Annotated in this window: 15 protein-coding genes; 8 read left to right on the forward strand and 7 right to left on the reverse strand. The window is 72.9% G+C overall.

Annotation, left to right across the window (positions count from 1 at the left end; all coding sequences use genetic code 11):
- Window positions 1–197: 197 nt before the first annotated feature.
- The 5 genes from M3666_RS10165 to M3666_RS10185 all read right to left on the reverse strand — a co-directional run bounded on the left by M3666_RS10165 (window position 198) and on the right by M3666_RS10185 (window position 6,878).
- Window positions 198–1,136, reverse strand: coding sequence for an aldo/keto reductase (locus tag M3666_RS10165; RefSeq protein ID WP_251155155.1), 939 nt, complete (start codon window positions 1,134–1,136; stop codon window positions 198–200).
- 144 nt (window positions 1,137–1,280) lie between these two features.
- Entirely contained in the window at window positions 1,281–4,634 is a 3,354-nt protein-coding gene (gene car, locus M3666_RS10170; protein WP_251155156.1) for a carboxylic acid reductase, read from the reverse strand.
- A 47-nt stretch (window positions 4,635–4,681) separates the two neighbouring features.
- Entirely contained in the window at window positions 4,682–5,341 is a 660-nt protein-coding gene (locus tag M3666_RS10175; protein WP_251155157.1) for a 4-phosphopantetheinyl transferase, read from the reverse strand.
- A gap of 73 nt (window positions 5,342–5,414) precedes the next feature.
- Window positions 5,415–6,026: a hypothetical protein gene (locus M3666_RS10180; RefSeq protein WP_066657243.1), complete on the reverse strand. Its 612-nt coding sequence runs from the start codon at window positions 6,024–6,026 to the stop codon at window positions 5,415–5,417.
- Between the two features lie 96 nt (window positions 6,027–6,122).
- Window positions 6,123–6,878: an SDR family NAD(P)-dependent oxidoreductase gene (locus M3666_RS10185; RefSeq protein ID WP_066657233.1), complete on the reverse strand. Its 756-nt coding sequence runs from the start codon at window positions 6,876–6,878 to the stop codon at window positions 6,123–6,125.
- A 34-nt stretch (window positions 6,879–6,912) separates the two neighbouring features.
- On the opposite strand from M3666_RS10185, the gene M3666_RS10190 reads away from it, so the two are divergent.
- Window positions 6,913–7,788 (forward strand): putative RNA methyltransferase, encoded by an 876-nt coding sequence (locus M3666_RS10190; RefSeq protein ID WP_251155158.1) that lies wholly within the window; start codon window positions 6,913–6,915, stop codon window positions 7,786–7,788.
- 38 nt (window positions 7,789–7,826) lie between these two features.
- On the opposite strand, the gene M3666_RS10195 is transcribed toward M3666_RS10190, so the two are convergent.
- Window positions 7,827–8,246: a VOC family protein gene (locus tag M3666_RS10195; RefSeq protein WP_209684854.1), complete on the reverse strand. Its 420-nt coding sequence runs from the start codon at window positions 8,244–8,246 to the stop codon at window positions 7,827–7,829.
- A gap of 62 nt (window positions 8,247–8,308) precedes the next feature.
- On the opposite strand from M3666_RS10195, the gene M3666_RS10200 reads away from it, so the two are divergent.
- Complete coding sequence (locus tag M3666_RS10200) at window positions 8,309–9,256, forward strand: helix-turn-helix transcriptional regulator (protein WP_374109581.1); 948 nt, start codon at window positions 8,309–8,311, stop codon at window positions 9,254–9,256.
- Here the strand turns inward: M3666_RS10200 and M3666_RS10205 are convergent.
- Window positions 9,246–10,250, reverse strand: coding sequence for an Abi family protein (locus M3666_RS10205; protein ID WP_251155159.1), 1,005 nt, complete (start codon window positions 10,248–10,250; stop codon window positions 9,246–9,248). The two genes, M3666_RS10200 and M3666_RS10205, sit on opposite strands and share 11 nt — an antisense overlap.
- Window positions 10,251–10,609: 359 nt before the next feature.
- Between M3666_RS10205 and M3666_RS10210 the strand changes: the two genes are divergently transcribed.
- From M3666_RS10210 to M3666_RS10235, 6 genes are all read left to right on the forward strand, one after another.
- Complete coding sequence (locus M3666_RS10210) at window positions 10,610–10,699, forward strand: potassium-transporting ATPase subunit F (RefSeq protein ID WP_058729515.1); 90 nt, start codon at window positions 10,610–10,612, stop codon at window positions 10,697–10,699.
- Window positions 10,699–12,381 (forward strand): potassium-transporting ATPase subunit KdpA, encoded by a 1,683-nt coding sequence (kdpA, locus tag M3666_RS10215; protein ID WP_251155160.1) that lies wholly within the window; start codon window positions 10,699–10,701, stop codon window positions 12,379–12,381. Before M3666_RS10210 ends, kdpA begins: the two co-directional genes overlap by 1 nt.
- Window positions 12,381–14,510 (forward strand): potassium-transporting ATPase subunit KdpB, encoded by a 2,130-nt coding sequence (gene kdpB / locus M3666_RS10220; protein WP_251155161.1) that lies wholly within the window; start codon window positions 12,381–12,383, stop codon window positions 14,508–14,510. Before kdpA ends, kdpB begins: the two co-directional genes overlap by 1 nt.
- Before the next feature lie 3 nt (window positions 14,511–14,513).
- Window positions 14,514–15,119 (forward strand): potassium-transporting ATPase subunit KdpC, encoded by a 606-nt coding sequence (gene kdpC, locus M3666_RS10225; RefSeq protein ID WP_251155162.1) that lies wholly within the window; start codon window positions 14,514–14,516, stop codon window positions 15,117–15,119.
- A 201-nt stretch (window positions 15,120–15,320) separates the two neighbouring features.
- Window positions 15,321–17,813 carry an ATP-binding protein gene (locus M3666_RS10230; RefSeq protein ID WP_066657223.1) on the forward strand — a complete coding sequence of 831 codons (2,493 nt, stop codon included), beginning with the start codon at window positions 15,321–15,323 and terminating at the stop codon, window positions 17,811–17,813.
- Window positions 17,810–18,511, forward strand: a complete 702-nt coding sequence (locus tag M3666_RS10235; protein ID WP_066657220.1) for a response regulator — start codon at window positions 17,810–17,812, stop codon at window positions 18,509–18,511. Before M3666_RS10230 ends, M3666_RS10235 begins: the two co-directional genes overlap by 4 nt.
- Window positions 18,512–18,554: the final 43 nt, after the last annotated feature.

Consider the following 18,554-nt stretch of genomic DNA (forward strand, 5'->3'; position numbering starts at 1 on the left):
CTCCCGACCGAGCCGAGCAGCCTGGGGGCACGACGTGCGTCAGCACAACGGGGAGCACGCGACACCACGGACTTCCGTGGCGCGACGTGCTCCCCGTTGTGCTGAGCGCGGCACGGTCAGGGCCCAGCCCCGGAGCCCGGCACGGTCGAGGCCGGGCTCCGGAGCGCGGCACGCTCAGGGCCAGCCCCGCAGCCCGGTCAGGGGACGGTGTGCCCCGCCGCCGTCAGGACGCGGTACCACTCCTCGCGCGAGAGCCGGACGTCGGAACCCGCGGCCGAGTCCCGCACCCGCTGCGGGTTCGTCGTGCCCAGGACGACCTGGAAGTGCGCGGGGTGTCGGGTGATCCACGCGACCGCGATCCCCGTCGGGGTGACGCCGTGTGCCGAGGCGAGCTCCTCGAGCACGTCGTTGAGCTCGGCGTACTGCTCGCGGTCGCCGAGGAAGACGCCGTCGAAGAAGCCCTTCTGGAACGGCGACCAGGCCTGCAGCGTGACGTCGTTCAGGCGGGCGTGGTTGAGGATGTCGTTGTCGCGGTCGATCGACTGGTCGAGCCCGGCCATGTTCGCCGTCAGGCCCTGCGCGATCACGTTGGCGTGCGTGATGCTCAGCTGCACCTGGTTGAACGCGAGCGGCTGCCGCACCGACCGCTTCAGCAGCTCGACCTGACCGGGGGTGTGGTTCGAGACGCCGAAGTGGTGCACCTTGCCGGCGGCGTGCAGCTCGTCGAACGCCCGGGCGACCTCCTCGGGCTCGACGAGGGCGTCGGGACGGTGCAGGAGCAGCACGTCCACGTAGTCGGTCCGCAGCGCCTCGAGGGACTCGTGCACGGACTCGATGATGTGCTCGTACGAGAAGTCGAAGTACGCGCCGTCCGGCGTCGGGCGGATGCCGACCTTGGTCTGCAGCTGGATGTCGGCGCGCTCGGACGGCGACAGGGTGACGGCGGAACCGAACCGCTGCTCGCACCCGTGCCAGACGCCGTACACGGCGGCGTGGTCGAACATCGTGACGCCGGCGTCGCGCGAGGCGGTGTACAGCTCGCGGATGTCCTCGTCGCTCATGTCGTTGATTCGCATGAGGCCGACGACGACGTCGGACGCGGTGAGGTCGGTCTGTGGCAACTCCAGTGTCTTCACGCGCTCGATCCTGCCAGCAGCTCGCCGCGCGCAGACAGGCCCTGCCGGTGCCCGTCGGGCCGGGTCCGGCAGTCACGCCCGACGCGACCGGGTGACGGACGGGAGGCGCGGTGCCGGACCGGCACCGCGCCTCCCGTCCGGTGCTCAGCGCGTGGGCGACGCGGCCGGGCCGAGCAGACCGAGGAACGTCAGGTCGTCCGCCACCTTGGTGACGAGCGCGTGGTCGAGCGACGGGATGTCCGGCGAGCCGAGCGGACGCACCGAGCGGACCGCGGCCGCGAATGCGTCCGCGGGGATCGCGGACCCGGCGTGCGGCACCTCCGGGGTCGCGAACGCGTGCAGCAGCGGCAGGACCGAGCGTGCACGGTCCTCGTCCGGCAGCGCCTCGAGTGCGGACCGGAAGCGCTCGACCCACTCGGCGTGGTCCGCGACCCGCTCGATCGCGTACCCGTCCTCGACCAGCCAGTCGACGAAGGTGTCCAGCGAGACGCCGTCGTCGTGCGGGTTGACGACGTTGAACGTCCGGTGGCCGTCGACCACCGACGCGCCGATGGCGTCGATCGCGGCGGCCGTGAAGTCGGCGGGCAGGCCGTCGTAGTGCGAGCGCTGCACCCGGCCGTCCGGGGTCCGCTGCACGAAGGACACGGGTGCCAGCCCGGTCGCGAGCACGCTCCAGACCAGGCGGGTGAACACGTCGGGCAGGTTCACCTGGCCGCGCCAGCGCGGGTGCGCCAGCACCATGTCGGAGCGGAACACCGCGACGGGGACGCCGTGCTGCTCGTGCGCCTCGCGGAGCAGCACCTCGCTCGCCCACTTGCTCGCGCCGTACCCGTTCGCGTACTCGTCGGCGATCGTCCACTCGGGGATCGTCGCCCGGAGGTCCGCCCGCTCGTCGAGTGCCGCGGGGGCGTCGGGGGCGACGTCCTCGGTCGCGCTCGGGCGGGCTCCACCGGCGACGGCGACGCTCGACACGAAGGTGACGGGGACGCTCCCGGCGGCGATCGCGAGCCGGACGACCTCGGCGGTCCCGACGACGTTGGGCCCGAACAGCGCGGTGTACGGCAGGACGTGGTTCACCAGGGCGGCGGCGTGCGTGACGAGGTCGACCCGCGCGGCGAGGTCCTCCCACCGCGGTTCCTCGAGGCCGAGCAGGTGCTCGCTGACGTCCCCGGCGACCACCTCGAGCGACCCCGAGAGCTCGGCGAACCGGTCGGCGAACGCGGGATCGGCCGCGAAGGCGGCGTCCAGTCGACGGCGGGCAGCGGCGTCGTCCGACCCGCGCACGACGCAGACCAGCGTGCCGCCGACCGGTGCGAGCCGCTCGAGCCAGTCCATCGCGGTGAAGCGGCCGAGGTAGCCGTTCGCGCCGGTGAGCAGGACGGTGCGCGGCCCGGCCGAGGTGGGGCGGGGTGCGCGTGCCACCGGCGCGGGGACCGCACCGAGCAGGCGGTCCACCCGCAGGTCCGACGCCCGCAGCACCGTCGGGTCGGCGCCGTGCACGCGGGCGACGGTCGGCCGGTCGTCGGCGGCCGAACGCTCGACGTACGCGGCCACGGCGGCGAGGTCGTTCGTCGGGTCGGTGATGACACCGACGGGCACCTCGGTCTCGAAGACGTCCTCGAGGACGCCGGAGAACGTCAGGGCCGACAGCGAGTCACCGCCGAGGTCCGAGAACCGGGCGGCCGAGGCGGTCTCGGTGCTGACCTCGGCACCGAGCAGGTCACGGGCGGCACGGACGACGGTGTCGACGGTCGGTTCGTCACCCACGTGCTCGCGCAGGGTCGCGACGAGGGTGCCGCTCTGCTGCTCGGCGACCGCGTCGTAGAGCGCGGCGAACCGGTCCCCGTAGCGGGCGGTGACCCGGGGGCGGAGGAGCTTGCGGGCATCGGAGAGCATGCCGTTGTCGACCGTGAAGGGGTCCGGTTCGACGATGATCGCTCGGGGCACCTCGTACGGCGCGAGCCCGTGGGCGCGGGCGGTGCGCTGGAGGGCGGCGAGCAGGTCGCCCTCCGTGGCCTCCGGGTCGACGGGCACGACGACCGCGACGAGGAACGCGTGCCTGCTGTCCCCGTGCAGGGCGATCTGCCGGACCTCCGGCGTCCCACCGAAGGTCGCCTCGAGGGCCGAGACCGCGACGAACTCGCCCTGCGAGAGCTTGATGACGTTGTTCCGGCGGTCGAGGTACTCGTACGTGTCCGGACCGGTCTGCGCCATCACGTCGCCGGTCCGGTAGAACCCGTCCTCGTCGAACACCGCGGCGGTGACGTCCGGGCGGCGGAAGTACCCGGGGATCACCGCGGTGCTCTTCACGAGCAGCTCGCCGCGCGGGTGCGGTCGGTCGGTGGTGCGGTAGCCGAGCTCGGGGACGTCCACCAGCTTGTGCTCGGTGACCGGTGGCTGCTGCACCACGCCGTCGCGCAGGATGCTGCCCGCCTCGGTCGAGCCGTACAGGTCGTGCAGCGGGACGCCGAGGCACTCCTCGAGGTACGTACGGAGCTCGGGCGTGAGCGGGGCGCTGGCGCAGACGGCCTGCCCGACGCGACCACCGAAGGCACGTGTCCGGAGGTCGTCCTGCACCTGAGCACGCACGGCCGGGGCGTCGGTGGCTCCGGCCGCGAGCCGGCGCTGCTCCTCGCGGGCGCCCTCCTGGCGGACCATCTCGGCGATCCGCGGGACGAGGACGAGCTCGGTCGGTGCGTAGACCCGCAGGTCCTCGAACAGGGCCGACAGGTCGGTCGAGGTCGCGAGCGCCACGGTGCCGCCGCGGCCGAGCGTGGCGAGCAGCGCCGCGCGACCGGTCAGGTGGCTCAGCGGCAGGTAGGCGTAGCCGACGGTCACGGCGTCCGGGTGGTCCGGCCGGAGTGCGTGCCAGAGCCGCTCGACCATGGACCGCGTGTACATCGCGCCCTTCGGGGTCCCGGTGCTGCCCGAGGTGTACAGCAGCAGGGCGAGCGGGTCCTCGTCGGGCGCCGGTCGCCACGGGGTCGGCTGCGGCAGGTCGCGGCCCCGTGCCACGAGGTCGGCGAGCCTCGGCAGCGCCGCCGCACCGTCGGTGCCCTCGGCCCCGGTCGCCGCGCCGGCCGCACCCGTCGTGTCGAGCAGGACGGTGTGCACCTCGGCGGCGGCCGCGTCGGTGACCGCCCGGGCCGTCGCGGCCTGGTCGGCGGTGACGCCCAGCCACACCGGCGTCGTCTCGTCGACGATCGCACGGAGCTGCTCGACGGCCGCGCTGGTCTGCAGCGGCACGCTCACCGCGCCGAGCACCGAGCACGCGAGCTCGAGGGTCACGACGTCGGCGCTCGGCGGACCGAGCACCGCGATCCGGTCACCCGGGGCCACGGACTCGCCGAGCACCGCCGCGAGGGCCCGCGCACGGTCCCGGAGCTCCCGGAAGCTCGTGTCGGTGACGACCTCGCCGTCCCGCTGTCGGATCGCCGTTCGGTCGGCGTACCGGTCGAACACCGCCTCGACGGAGGTGTCCTCGTCCTGCTGCACCATGGTGGTTCCCTTCCTCGTTCGTCCGACGCGCCCCCGCGCGCGGCCTCTCAGCGCGCGGCGAGCACGATGCCCGCACGCGCCGTCCCCCGGTCCACTGCCCACCGTCCCGTCGCCGCGAACGCCGCGCCGCGACGCGCGCTCGCCGTGAAGGTCCCGTCCGGGCGCAGCTCCACGTGGGCACCGTCGATGCCGAACCAGCCGTCGTGCGCGGCCGAGCGGGCCTTGGCGACGGCCTCGGTCGCGGCGAGCAGGACGCTGTCCGGACTCTCAACCCCGGTTCGCCGGAGTGCGGTGAGACCCCGCGCGACACGGTCGTCCGTGACGTCCGCGATGCGTCGGAGCACTCCGGGCGGCAGGGGTCGCGCAGGGGTGGCGTCGATGCCGATGCCGGCGTGGTCGTCGCGCCGGGCGACGGCGCAGGCGCGCAGACCGGGGCAGTGGGTGATCGTACCGACCACGCCCTCGGGCCAGCGGGGAGCCCCGCTCCGACCCACGGGCAGCGCCGTCACCGGGGTGCCGATCGCCGTCAGGGCGCGGCGGGCGAGCAGGCGGCCGGTCCGGAACTCGGCACGCCGCGACGGGACGGCACGGGCGATCGCCACGCGTTCGTCGTCGGCGAGGGGGCCGCTCAGGTCGTGGTCGGCGGCGGCGGTGACCACCGAGGCGGGGAGCAGCCCCACCCAGTCGGTCCCGCCTTGAAGTTGCACATTGCAATCAGACGCCCGGAAGCTCCGAGTCCCCCGGACGGGGCACGTCGCGGAGCGGCCGCGACCGGGTCCGTCAGGCGGGCAGGACCGCGACGACGGCCGAGCGGTCGCGCCAGGTCGCGGTCAGTGTCTCGCCGTCCGGCACGGGCAGCCCGATCACCCGCAGCACGACGAGGTCGCCGTGGTCGGTGCGCACCGTCGTCTCGGTCCCGTCGGTGCTGGCTGTGGCCGACGTCACCGTGGGGGAGTCCGGCGCCGACCCGCTGCCGACCGCCGTGCCCTCCTTGTCGAACCGTCCGGAGCCGTCGGCGCGCTCGAGCTCCGCCTCGTGCCCGCCGGTGGCGATCGCACGACGCAGGACGTCGGCGTACACCGGATCCGCGACGGCGTCGTACACCCAGCGCTGCCCGAGCACGGAGTGGTGCATCTCGCACACCAGGGAGCCCCGGGCGCCGTCGAGCGGAGCGCCGCGGTAGGTCAGCGGCGTGTGCAGGAGCCGTCCCTCGGGCGTCCGCACGACGATCTCCTCGACACCGACCTCGCCCTCGGGGTCGTCGAACCGGAAGCGGGTGACGATCTCGACGGCGGCACCGGCGGTGAGGCCGCTCCACGGCTGCGCTGGCAGCCAGGCGGCGAGGGCCTCGGCCTTGGACGGTCGGAGTTCTGCGCGGTGGATGACGGCCATGCACCGACGCTACCGAGCAGACCTCGGCTTCCACCGTCGGCCCGCCGCACGGCGGTCAGTGCCCGGCGGTCAGGGCGCGGAGGTCAGTGCACGGGGTCAGTGCACCGAGAAGCCGCCGTCGACCGCGATCGACTGGCCCGTGACGTACGCGGACCCCGGTCCGGCCAGGAACACCGCCACGGCCGCGAAGTCCGACGGCTCGCCGTTGCGCCCGACGAGCGTGCGCGCGGCGAGCGCCGCGACCCGCTCGGGGTCGGCGGACAGTCGCCTGTTGAGCGCGGTCTGCACGAAGCCGGGGACCAGGACGTTCGAGGTGACCCCGCTGCCCGACCAGGCCTCCGCCTGGGAGCGTGCCAGCGCCTCCAGGCCGGCCTTCGACACCCCGTACGCGCCGCTCGCGGCGAAGGGGCGGTGGGCCTGCTGCGAACTGATGCCGATGATCCGGCCGTACCCGCGTGCGGCCATGCCGGGCGCGAGCCGCTGGCCGAGCACGAAGGGTGCGTCGAGGTTGACGGCCATCGTCGCGTCCCACGTGCCCTCGTCGAGGTCCGGCATCGGCGGTCGCAGGTTGATGCCGGCCGAGTTGACGAGGACGTCCACCTCGCCGACGGCGTCCGCGAGCGCGTGGGCGCCCGCCCGGGTCGACAGGTCCGCGACGACACCGGCGGCCGATCCGCCGTCGGCGGTGATCGTCGCGACGGTCTCGTCGATCGCCTCCCGCGTGCGCGCCGCGACCAGCACGTGGGCACCCGCGTCCGCGAGGGCGAGCGCGATCGCCCGACCGATGCCGGAGCTGCCCCCGGTGACCAGTGCACGGCGTCCGTCGAGGCCGAAGAGCTGCTCCAGTGCCATCGGGCCAGGCTACCGACGCCCGTACGCTGGGTCGGTGCGCGACGACCTGCTCCCCGTGCTCGCCTGCCCCGTCTGCGCCGAGCCCCTCGCCCGTGTCGACGGCGGGCAGGTCGGCTGCGCCACCGGACACCGGTTCGACGAGGCGAAGCAGGGCCACCTCACGCTCCTGCCCGCGAAGCGCCGCGCCCTGACCGCGGACACCCCGGACATGGTCGACGCGCGGATCCGGTTCCTCGGGCGGGGGCACTACGCACCGGTCGAGCGGGCGCTCGCCGCGGTGGTCGCCGCCACGAAGGCCCCGGGCGTCGTCCTCGACGTCGGCTCCGGCCCCGGCACCTACCTCGCGCACGTGCTGGACGCGGACGGACCGGACGAGACTGCGTCGGCCGGGAGGCCCGGCTCGGCCCCGGCAGGCCCCGTCGCTGCCCGCCTCGGGGTCGCGCTGGACCTGTCACCCGTCGCCGTCCGGCGGGCGGCACGCGTCCACCCGCGGGCCGGCGCCGTCGTCGGGGACGTGACCGAGCGCCTCCCGGTCGTCGACGACGCGGCGGCCGTCGTGCTGGACGTCTTCGCCCCGCGCAACCAGCGGGAGTACGCGCGGGTGCTCCACCCGGACGGCGTGCTCGTCGTCGTGACGCCACGGACCGGACACCTGGCGGAGCTCGCCGAGGCGACCATCGCGGTGGACCCGGAGAAGGAGCGGCGGCTGCGGGAGTCGCTCGAGCCGACGTTCGCGCTGCAGGGGTCCGAGGACCTCACGTGGACGATGGAGCTGTCCGCGGAGGACGTGCACGACGTGGTGCACATGGGCCCGAGCCACCACCACGTCGATCCGGACCGGGTGTTCGCGCCGACGGCCGTGACGGCCGCGGTGACCGTGAGCACGTGGACGGTCGCCAGGCGGCACTGAGGCGCTGCCGTCGGCCGTCCACGTGCCGGGGTCGGGTGTCAGCCCTGCGGCGCCGCCACGTCGAACTGCCACACGACGCCGAACCGGTCGCGCAGCTGCCCGGCGAGCGGGGCCCACGGCGAGGGCGCGAGCGGCTGTCGCACCTCGGCACCCTCGGACAGCGCCTCCCAGTACCGGGTGACCTCGTCGGCGTCGTCGCCGTGCACGAAGACGTAGCAGGCGTTCGTGCCCTGGTCGTACGGCTGGTCCGGCCAGACGTCGAACGCCATGATCCGGAAGCCGGCCTCGGTGTTGACCTGACCGAACACGATGCGGTCCGCCCAGGCGGGGTCCTGGGACGCGCCCATCTGGCCGTAGGTGGCGGCGGTCACGGTGCCGCCGAACGCGGATGCGTAGTGGTCCAGGGCCTCGCGGGCCTGTCCGTCGAAGTTGAGGTGGGTCGTGGTCTCGATGCTCATGGATCGAGTGTCGCGAGCGTTGCGGTCAGATCGTGACCGCTTCTCCGACGAGGATGGACGACGTGTCCGGACCCTCCTCGCGCATGCTCGCGCTGCTCTCCCTGCTGCAGGTGCACCGGGAGTGGACGGGCGACGAGCTCGCCGGTCGCCTGACCGTGAGTCCGCGCACCCTCCGCCGCGACGTCGACCGCCTCCGGGACCTCGGCTACCGCATCGACTCCGTCCGCGGTCCGGCCGGCGGCTACCGACTCGCCGCCGGATCGGACCTGCCGCCGCTGCTGTTCGACGACGACCAGGCGGTGGCGATCGCCCTCGCCCTCGCGGTGGCGCCGGCATCGGGTGCCGACATCGCCGAGGCCGCCACCCGCGCGCTCGCGACGGTGCGACAGGTCATGCCCGAACGGCTCCGGAACCGGGTGGACCTGGTGGATGCCGTCGTGGGATCGTCCGCCCCGCGGGTCGATCCGGACGTGCTGGTGGCCGTCAGCGAGGCCGTGCAGCGCCACGAGGTGTTCCGGTTCGGGTACGGCACGGACGACCGTCCCCGCAGGGTCGAACCGCACGCGGTGGTCGCCCGGCACGGTCGGTGGTACCTGCTGGCGTGGGAGCCCGAGCACGACGACTGGCGGACCTACCGGGTGGACCGGATCGCCCCGCGGATGCGGACGCGGCTCCCGTTCGTGCAGCGACCCGTACCCGGTGGGGACGTGGCAGCCTTCGTGGCGGCCCGCTTCAAGGGGTCCGACCGCGACGACGCGTGGCCGTGCACGGGGTCGGTCTCGCTGACCGCTGCCGACGCCGCGCGGGTCGCCCCGTTCCTGCCGGAGGGCGCCGTGCTCGAGGATGCCGACGACGACCGTCGACGGCTGACGCTCGGGTCCTGGTCGTGGGACGGTCTCGCCGGCGCGATCGCCGGGCTGACGGTGCCGTTCGTGGTCGAGGGGCCGGAGGAACTCCGCGCCGCTGTCGACGCGCTCGCCACCCGACTGCGCCGATCGTTCAGGGACTGACCGGACCGTCCTCCCTCAGGCGTCGGCTCCAGATCGGCTCGTCGAGCCAGGCGGGGACGAGACCCATCGAACCGACGTCGATCCCGTCGACCGCCGGGAACGCGGACAGGAGTTCTGCGGTACGGACCTGCCAGTCGACGTTCGACGGCACGGAATCGAGCAGGTACGCCAGGACTGCCAGGACCTCGTACACGCCGAAGCGTTTCGGTGCCCGGCCGACCACGAGGTGTGCGAGCGCTGGGACCTGCTCTGCGCTCGCCCGCTTCGGTGCGGTGACGAGCTTGCGGTTGAAGAGTCGCGAATGGTGGGCCGCGACGTTGCGGACGTAGTTGACCGAGGCGAGCCAACTCCGCATCAGCTGCTTCGTCGGGACGGCGAAGGATGCAGCGACCTCCGTCGCGAGGTCGTTCCGCAGTCCTCCGTACAGGCGTGACACCTGACCGAGCTCGAGCAGCTCGACGATCACCCAGATGGGCATCCGACCGTCGTAGTGTTCGCGGAAGTGCGCGACGAACGACTCGTCCGACCGGGTCTTCCGGTCCTCCAGGCGGTCGAGCCACCGAGCGTGCTCGCTCCTCGGGTCGTCCCCGTTCCGCGGTGCGCAGAAGGCCGTGTTGAAGATCGCTGGATCTTCGTGGGCGAACGGAGACACCGCCCCGAGGACGTGTGCAAGACACGTCCGGAAGGCGACCTCGAAGCGCTCGACCGCCTCGAGGACGAGCAGGCGCAGTGACCGATCGAAGGTGAGCAGCTCGCAGGCTGCGTCCAGGTCGGCACCGGGACGGTACTGCTCGAGCACGACGGTGGTGTGGCGTCCGCTCTCGTCGATCTCCGTTCCGGAGACACGGAACGGGTGGAGGTAGCCGCTCAGGCGGTAGTAGCCGCTCTCGCGAAGCGCTGCTGCCGCGCGGTCGTGGTCCTCGATGGACAGACCCCGCTCGCGCAGCAACGCGATCTGCTCGTCGATCGACAGCCACGGTTTCGCGTACGACACCTCGTCCTCCCACCCCGAGACGAGAAAATCGGCCCGAGCCGTGAGGCGAGCGGGCCGATCGTGATGCTCCGAGGATAGCCGAGCCGTCCACGGCGGGCAACGGTGAAGCTCCCTCGTGCCCTGCGCGTTAGGGCGGTGCACGCGTCCGTCAGGACGGCGTGAGGATTCCGTGAGGACCGGCCTGGAGGCACACGGCCGGAACCAGCATCGGTACCGCACCACACGTGGTGCGGTCCGCGCCGCCCGGCGTCGGACCCGCAGCAACCAACGGAGTCCTTCGTGTTCGACGTCTTCGTCGTCGCCGGTGTCCTCGCCGTGTTCGGTGTCGTGGCACTCATCGCCAAGGGGGTGGAGCGGCTGTGATCGTCGTCACCATCGCCGCCGCCGTCCTCGGCATCGCCTCGGTCGTCTACCTCGTGTGGGCGCTCGTGCACCCGGAGCGGTTCTGATGAGCGCTGCCGACACCTGGGCCGGGATCGCCCAGGTCGCCACCCTCGTCCTGCTCCTCGTGGTCGCGTACCGCCCGGTCGGTGACTGGATGGCGCGTGTCTACACGCCCACGGAGCACGCCCGCATCGAGCGCGGCGTCTACCGCGTGATCGGTGTGGACCCCGACGCCGAGCAGTCCTGGCCCGCGTACCTACGCGGCGTGCTGCTCTTCAGCGCCGTCGGCGTGCTGCTCGTCTACCTGCTGCAGCGCATCCAGGTCGTGCTGCCCGGTGACCTCGGGCTGCCGAACGTCGGCCCGTCGCTCGCGTTCAACACCGCCGCGTCCTTCGTCGCGAACACCAACTGGCAGTCGTACTCGCCCGAGGCCACCGTGGGGTACTCCGTGCAGATGGCAGGGCTCGCGGTGCAGAACTTCCTGTCCGCCGCGGTCGGGCTCGCGGTCGCCGTGGCCCTGGTGCGCGGGTTCGCACGGCGGAGGAGCGGCACGCTCGGCAACGTCTGGGTCGACGTCGTCCGCGGCACCGGCCGGCTCCTGCTCCCCGGGGCGTTCGTCTTCGCGATCGTCCTGGTCGCCGGCGGCGTCGTGCAGTCGTGGGGCAGCGGCACGGACATCACCACGCTCGCAGGCGGCACCCAGCACATCCCCGACGGCTTCGTCGCGTCGCAGGAGGCGATCAAGGAGCTCGGCACGAACGGCGGCGGCTACTTCAACGCGAACTCGGCGCACCCGTTCGAGAACCCGCAGGCGTGGACGAACCTCGTCGAGGTCTTCCTCATGCTCGTCATCCCGTTCTCGCTGCCCCGCACGTTCGGGCGGCTCGTCGGTGACGACCGCCAGGGGTACGCGATCCTCGCCGTGATGGGCGCGATCTTCCTCGTGTCGCTCTCGGTGATGTCGATCGCCGAGCTCGCGGGCGGCGGCAGCGCCACGCAGGCGGCCGGTGCGGCGATGGAGGGCAAGGAGATGCGCTTCGGCATCCTCGGCACGACGCTCTTCGGCACGACCTCGACCGCCACGTCGACGGGCGCCGTGAACGGCATGTTCGACAGCTTCACGCCGATCGGCGGGATGATGGCGCTCCTCAACATGATGCTCGGCGAGATCAGCCCCGGCGGCGTCGGCTCCGGCCTGTACGGCATGCTCGTGCTCGCCGTGATCACGGTGTTCATCGGCGGACTGCTCGTCGGCCGGACCCCGGAGTACCTCGGCAAGAAGATCCGCGCCCGTGAGATGACCTTCGCGGCGCTGTACATCCTCGTCACGCCGACCCTGGTGCTGCTCGGCACCGGACTGTCCCTGGTGATCCCGGGTGTCCGTGAGCAGGTCCTCGGCACGAGCATCTTCAACCCCGGCAACCACGGGCTGTCCGAGCTGCTCTACGCCTTCACCTCCGGCGCGAACAACAACGGCTCGGCGTTCGGCGGTCTCACCGCGAACACCACGTGGATGAACTCGGCGCTCGGCGTCGTGATGCTGCTCGGCCGGTTCATCCCGATCGCGCTCGTGCTGGCGCTCGCCGGGTCCCTGGCCGCACAGGACAAGGTGCCCGCGACCGTCGGCACCCTGCCGACGCACCGGCCGCTGTTCATCGGCCTGCTCGGTGCCGTCGCCGTGATCGTCACCGCACTCACCTACTTCCCCGTGCTCGCCCTGGGCCCGCTCGCGGAGGCCCTCTCCTGATGGGAACCGAACCCGTGTCCACCCCGACCCCCTCGTCCACCGTGACCAGCGCGCCGGAGGCGAGCAGTGCCTCCCGGCCGGTCACCCGATCGTCCGCGTTCGGTCCCCGTCAACTGGCGGCGGGCCTCCCGGGCGCCCTCCGCAAGCTCGACCCGCGCCTGATGTGGCGCAACCCCGTCATGTTCATCGTCGAGGTCGGCGCCGCGCTCACCACCGTGACCGCGTTCGTCGAGCCGTCGGTGTTCACCGCCGCGATCGCGGTGTGGCTCTGGCTGACCGTCGTCTTCGCGAACCTGGCCGAGGCCGTCGCCGAGGGCCGGGGCAAGGCGCAGGCCGACACCCTGCGGAAGACCCGCTCGACGACCAGCGCCCGCCGGGTGCTGCGATGGGACGCGTCCGACGCCGCCGCGCTGTCGAACGACACCGAGGAGGTCGCCTCGGTGGACCTCGCGAAGGGCGACGTCGTGGTGGTCGTCGCCGGCGAGGTCATCCCCGGCGACGGTGACGTGGTCGAGGGCATCGCCAGCGTCGACGAGTCCGCGGTCACGGGCGAATCGGCGCCCGTCATCCGCGAGTCCGGTGGCGACCGCAGCGCCGTCACCGGTGGGACGCGGGTGCTGTCCGACCGGATCGTCGTGCGCATCACCTCGACGCCCGGCGAGACCTTCATCGACCGGATGATCCGGCTCGTCGAGGGTGCCGCGCGGCAGAAGACGCCGAACGAGATCGCGCTGAACATCCTGCTGGCGTCGCTGTCGATCGTCTTCGTGATCGTCTGCCTGACGATGCAGCCCATCGCCGGCCTCGTCGGTGCGACCGTCAGCGTGCCGGTGCTCATCGCCCTGCTCGTCTGCCTCATCCCGACCACCATCGGCGCGCTGCTCTCGGCGATCGGCATCGCCGGCATGGACCGGCTCGTGCAGCACAACGTGCTCGCGATGTCCGGGCGCGCGGTCGAGGCGGCCGGGGACATCACCACGCTGCTCCTCGACAAGACCGGCACGATCACGTACGGCAACCGGCAGGCATCGCGCGTGGTGCCCGTCCCGGGCGTCACGGTCGCGACGCTCATGGAGGCCGCAGCCCTGTCGAGCGCCGCGGACAGCACGCCGGAGGGCCGCTCCATCGTCACGCTCGCCGAGCAGGACGGCATCACGCCCGGCACCCCGGCGGGTGCGGTCGAGGTGCCCTTCACCGCGCAGACCCGCATGTCCGGGCTCGACCTGGCCGACGGATCGCAGATCCGCAAGGGTGCAGCGGCCGCCGTGCTCGCCTGGTCGGGGTCTGCCGACGCCGCCGTGGTCGCCGCGGTCGACACCGCGGTCGCCGAGATCTCCGACCAGGGCGGGACGCCGCTCGTCGTCGGCCGTCGCTCGGCCTCGGGCGCCGTCGACCTGCTCGGGGTCGTGCACCTGAAGGACGTCGTGAAGGACGGCATGGCCGAGCGCTTCGCGGAGCTGCGGTCGATGGGCATCCGCACGGTGATGATCACCGGCGACAACCCCCGCACCGCGGCCGCGATCGCCGCCGAGGCCGGCGTCGACGACTTCCTCGCCGAGGCCACGCCCGAGGACAAGCTCGCCTACATCCGGAAGGAACAGGAGGGCGGGAACCTCGTCGCGATGACCGGTGACGGCACGAACGACGCCCCCGCCCTGGCGCAGGCCGACGTCGGCGTCGCGATGAACACCGGCACCACCGCTGCGAAGGAGGCCGGCAACATGGTCGACCTCGACTCCGACCCGACGAAGCTCATCGACGTCGTCCGGATCGGCAAGCAGCTGCTCATCACCCGCGGGGCGCTCACCACGTTCTCGATCGCCAACGACGTCGCGAAGTACTTCGCGATCATCCCGGCGATGTTCCAGGCGGCGTTCCCCGGCCTCGCGGCGCTCAACGTCATGGGGCTGCACAGCCCGGCGTCGGCGATCCTGTCGGCCGTCGTGTTCAACGCGCTCGTCATCGTGGCGCTCATCCCGCTGTCGCTGCGGGGTGTGCGCTACCGCGCCGCCTCGGCATCGTCCGTGCTCGGACGCAACCTGCTCGTCTACGGGCTGGGCGGCGTCATCGTCCCCTTCATCGGTATCAAGCTGATCGACCTCGTGGTCGGTCTCATCCCGGGGTTCTAGACCATGGCTTCCTCATCACGCTCCTTCCTCCGTTCCACCGGTGTGGCGATCCGTCTCGCCCTGCTGTCCACCGTCGTCCTCGGCGTCGCCTACCCGCTCGCGGTGTGGGGCGTCGGGCAGGCGGCCTTCCACGACCAGGCGAACGGCTCGATGGTCACCGACTCCTCCGGGAAGGTCGTCGGCTCGTCCCTGATCGGGCAGTCCTTCGCGGGTGCCCAGGCCGACCGCTGGTTCCAGTCGCGTCCGAGTGCCGCGGGCGAGGACGGCTACGACGCGAACGCCTCGTCCGGCTCGAACCTCGGGCCGAACAACCCCGACCTGCTCAAGAGCATCGAGGAGCGGCGGGCCGCCGTGGCGGATGCCGACGGGGTCAGCGCTGCCGACGTGCCCGCCGACGCGGTCACCGCCTCGGGCTCGGGGCTCGACCCGGACATCAGCCCGGAGTACGCGCTGCAGCAGGTGGCCCGGGTGGCCGACGCCCGGGGTCTGTCGGAGTCGACGGTCCGCACGCTCGTCGAGCAGCACACCGAGTCCCGGCAGGCCGGGTTCCTCGGCGAGCCGGTCGTGAACGTCCTCGAGCTGAACCTGGCCCTGGCCGCCGAACGCTGACGCCGGCCGGCCGGCCGGTCCGGCCGGTCTGGCTCGGCCTGGCCGTGGCCGGCCCGGTCCGGCCCGAGGGCGGAGCCGCCAGCACAACCGGAAGCACCTCGCGCCGCGGAACCGCGTGGTGCGACGTGCTTCCGGTTGTTCGGCAGCACGTCGCACCACGCACCACCACCACACCACACCGAACCGCGGGAGGATGAGCACGTGAAGCGCGGGAAACTCCGGGTGCTGCTCGGCGCCGCTCCGGGTGTCGGCAAGACGTACACGATGCTCGAGGAGGGCCACCGGCTGCGTGCCGAGGGCCGGGACGTCGTCGTCGCCGTCGTCGAGACCCACGAGCGAGCCGCCACCGCAGCCCTGGTCGACGGTCTCGAGCTCGTGCCCCGCCGCGTCGTCGAGCACCGCGGCGTCGCACTCGACGACATGGACCTCGACGCGGTCGTGGCACGGGCACCCGACGTCGCCCTCGTCGACGAACTCGCGCACACGAACGCCCCGGGCAGCCCGAACGAGAAGCGCTGGCAGGACGTCGAGGAGCTCCTCGCCGCCGGCATCAGCGTCATCTCGACCGTGAACATCCAGCACATGCAGTCCCTCGGCGACGTCGTCCGCGAGATCACCGGCACGGTGCAGCGCGAGACCGTCCCCGACACCGTGGTCCGCGCCGCCGACCAGATCGAGGTCGTCGACCTGTCGCCGGCGTCCCTGCGCGAACGGCTCTCGGACGGGCTGGTCTACCCGGCCGCCCGCATCGACGCGGCGCTGTCGAACTACTTCCGCCTCGGCAACCTCACCGCACTTCGCGAGATCGCCCTGCTCTGGCTCGCCGACGAGGTCGACGACGCGCTCAAGGCCTACCGCGCCGAGCACGGCATCGACCACCGGTGGGAGACCCGAGAGCGCGTCCTCGTCGCGTTGACCGGCGGTCCCGAGGGCGAGACCCTGCTGCGCCGCGGTGCCCGCATCGCCGCCCGCAGTGCCGGTGGAGAGCTCGCGGCCGTGCACGTCACGACGAACGACGGGCTGCGCGAGCGCCACCCCGGCGCGCTCGGCAAGCAGCGCGCCCTGCTCGAGCAGCTCGGCGGGACGTACCACCAGGTGGTCGGCGACGACGTGCCGAGCACCCTCGTGCGCTTCGCGAAGTCGGTCGACGCGACCCAGATCGTGATCGGCGTCAGCCGTCGCAGCCGCCTCGCCGCCGCACTGACCGGGCCGGGCATCGGCAACACGGTGGTCCGTGAGTCCGGCGACATCGACGTGCACGTCGTCACGCACGAGCGCGCCGGCGGCGGGTTCGCCCTGCCGAAGCTCGGCGGCAGCCTCTCGCGCGGCCGGATCGCCGCGGCGTTCGCGGTCTCGCTGCTGCTCGGCCCGCTGCTGACCTGGCTGCTGTCGCTCGGCAGCGACCCCGACTCGATCACGGTCGACGTGCTGTCGTACCAACTGCTCGTGCTCGTCGTCGCCCTGACCGGCGGGATGTGGCCGGCGGTCTTCACCGCGGTGCTCTCCGGCCTGAGCCTCGACTACTTCTTCGTGCAACCCCTCTACATGGTCACCGTCCAGCAACCGTGGCACCTGGTGGCCCTCGTGATGTACGTGATCAGTGCCGTCCTGGTCAGCTTCGTGGTCGACCGGTCCGCCCGCCGCAGTCGAGCCGCCCGTCGCGCGGCGGCCGAGTCCGGGCTGCTCGTCGGGATCGCCGGCAGCGTCCTCCGCGGCGACGACGCCCTGCAGGCGCTGCTCGACCGCACCCGCGAGGCGTTCGGGTTCACCGGCGTGCGGATCCGGCAGGGCGAGGAGGTCCCGGCCACGTCGGGGACGTTCGCCGACGGGCCGGACGCGACCACGAGCCTCCCGTCCGGCGCCGTCCTGGAGTTCTCCGGCGCTCCCGACGACCCGACCCAGCGCCGGCTGCTGCGCGTCGTCGAGCAGCAGCTCGACGCCGCGGTCGAGCACCGCCGACTCACCCGCACCGCGGTCGACGCCGAGCGGATCGCGGCGGCCGACCGCGTGCGGAGCGCCATCCTCGCGGCCGTCGGCCACGACGTGCGCCGGCCGATCGCGGCGGCCTCCGCCGCCGTGCAGACGCTGCGGGCGTCCGACATCCAGCTGTCGGCACCCGACCGGGAGGCACTGCTCGCCACCGCCGACGAGAGCCTCGGTCAGCTGGCGGTCCTGCTGGCCGACCTGCTCGACGTCAGCCGGGTCCAGGCCGGGGTGCTCGCCGTCACCCCGCTGCCCACCGCGCTCGAGACGGTCGTCGCCCCCGCGCTCGACGAGCTCGAACTCGGGCCGGACGACGTCGACCTCGACCTGCCCGCCGACCTGCCGCCGGTCCTCGCCGACCCGGTGCTCCTGCAGCGCGTCGTCGTCAACCTGCTCGCGAACGCGCAGCGCTACGCGCCGGAGGGCACCCGGGTCCGGGTCGCCGCCAGCGCCTTCGGCGGCGGGGTCGAGCTGCGTGTCGCCGACCACGGACCCGGCATCCCCGAGGACCGCCGCGGCGAGGTGTTCCAGCCCTTCCAGCGGCTCGGGGACACCGACAACGAGACCGGCCTCGGCCTCGGGCTGGCCCTCGCCCGCGGGTTCACCGAGGGCATGGGCGGCACCATCGAGGTCGACGACACCCCGGGCGGCGGGCTCACCGTCGTCGTGCGGCTGCCGATCGCCGGACACCTGGGAGTGGATGTCAAGTGAGCACGAAGGTCCTCATCGCCGACGACGACGCACAGCTCGTCCGCGCCCTGTCCGTCACGCTCGCCGCGCGCGGGTACGACGTCGCCACCGCCCGTGACGGTCGGGCCGCCATCGACGCCGTGATCACCGAGCGCCCCGACATCGTCATGCTCGACCTCGGCATGCCCCGACTCGACGGCATCGGGGTGCTCGAGGGCATCCGTGCGTGGTCGCAGGTGCCGGTGCTCGTGCTCTCCGGGCGGACCGACTCGTCGGACAAGGTCGACGCGCTCGACGCCGGAGCGGACGACTACGTGACGAAGCCGTTCCAGATGGACGAGCTGCTCGCCCGACTCCGAGCCCTCGGACGGCGGCAGGCGTCGGCCGCGGCGACCGCGGGGGTCACGCCGACGGTGACGATCGGCGATCTGGTCGTCGACCTCGTCGCGAAGCAGGTCACCCCGCCGACCGGCCCCGCGATCCGGCTCACCCCGACCGAGTGGCGGCTGCTCGAGGTCCTCGTCACGAACCCCGGGCGGCTGATGACCCGCGAGATGCTCCTGACCGAGGTGTGGGGTCCGACGCACGGCAACGACTCCGGGTACCTGCGGCTCTACATGGCGCAGCTGCGGCGGAAGCTCGAACCGGAGCCGTCGCACCCGCGGTTCCTCGTGACCGAGTCGGGCATGGGGTACCGGTTCGACCCGAGCGGGGCCTGAGCCCTCCCTTCAGCGCCGGTTCAGGCCGCGCCGCCATGCTCGG

Origin of the sequence: Curtobacterium sp. ODYSSEY 48 V2, assembly GCF_023712625.1 — a bacterium.
In the GTDB taxonomy this organism is placed as follows: domain Bacteria; phylum Actinomycetota; class Actinomycetes; order Actinomycetales; family Microbacteriaceae; genus Curtobacterium.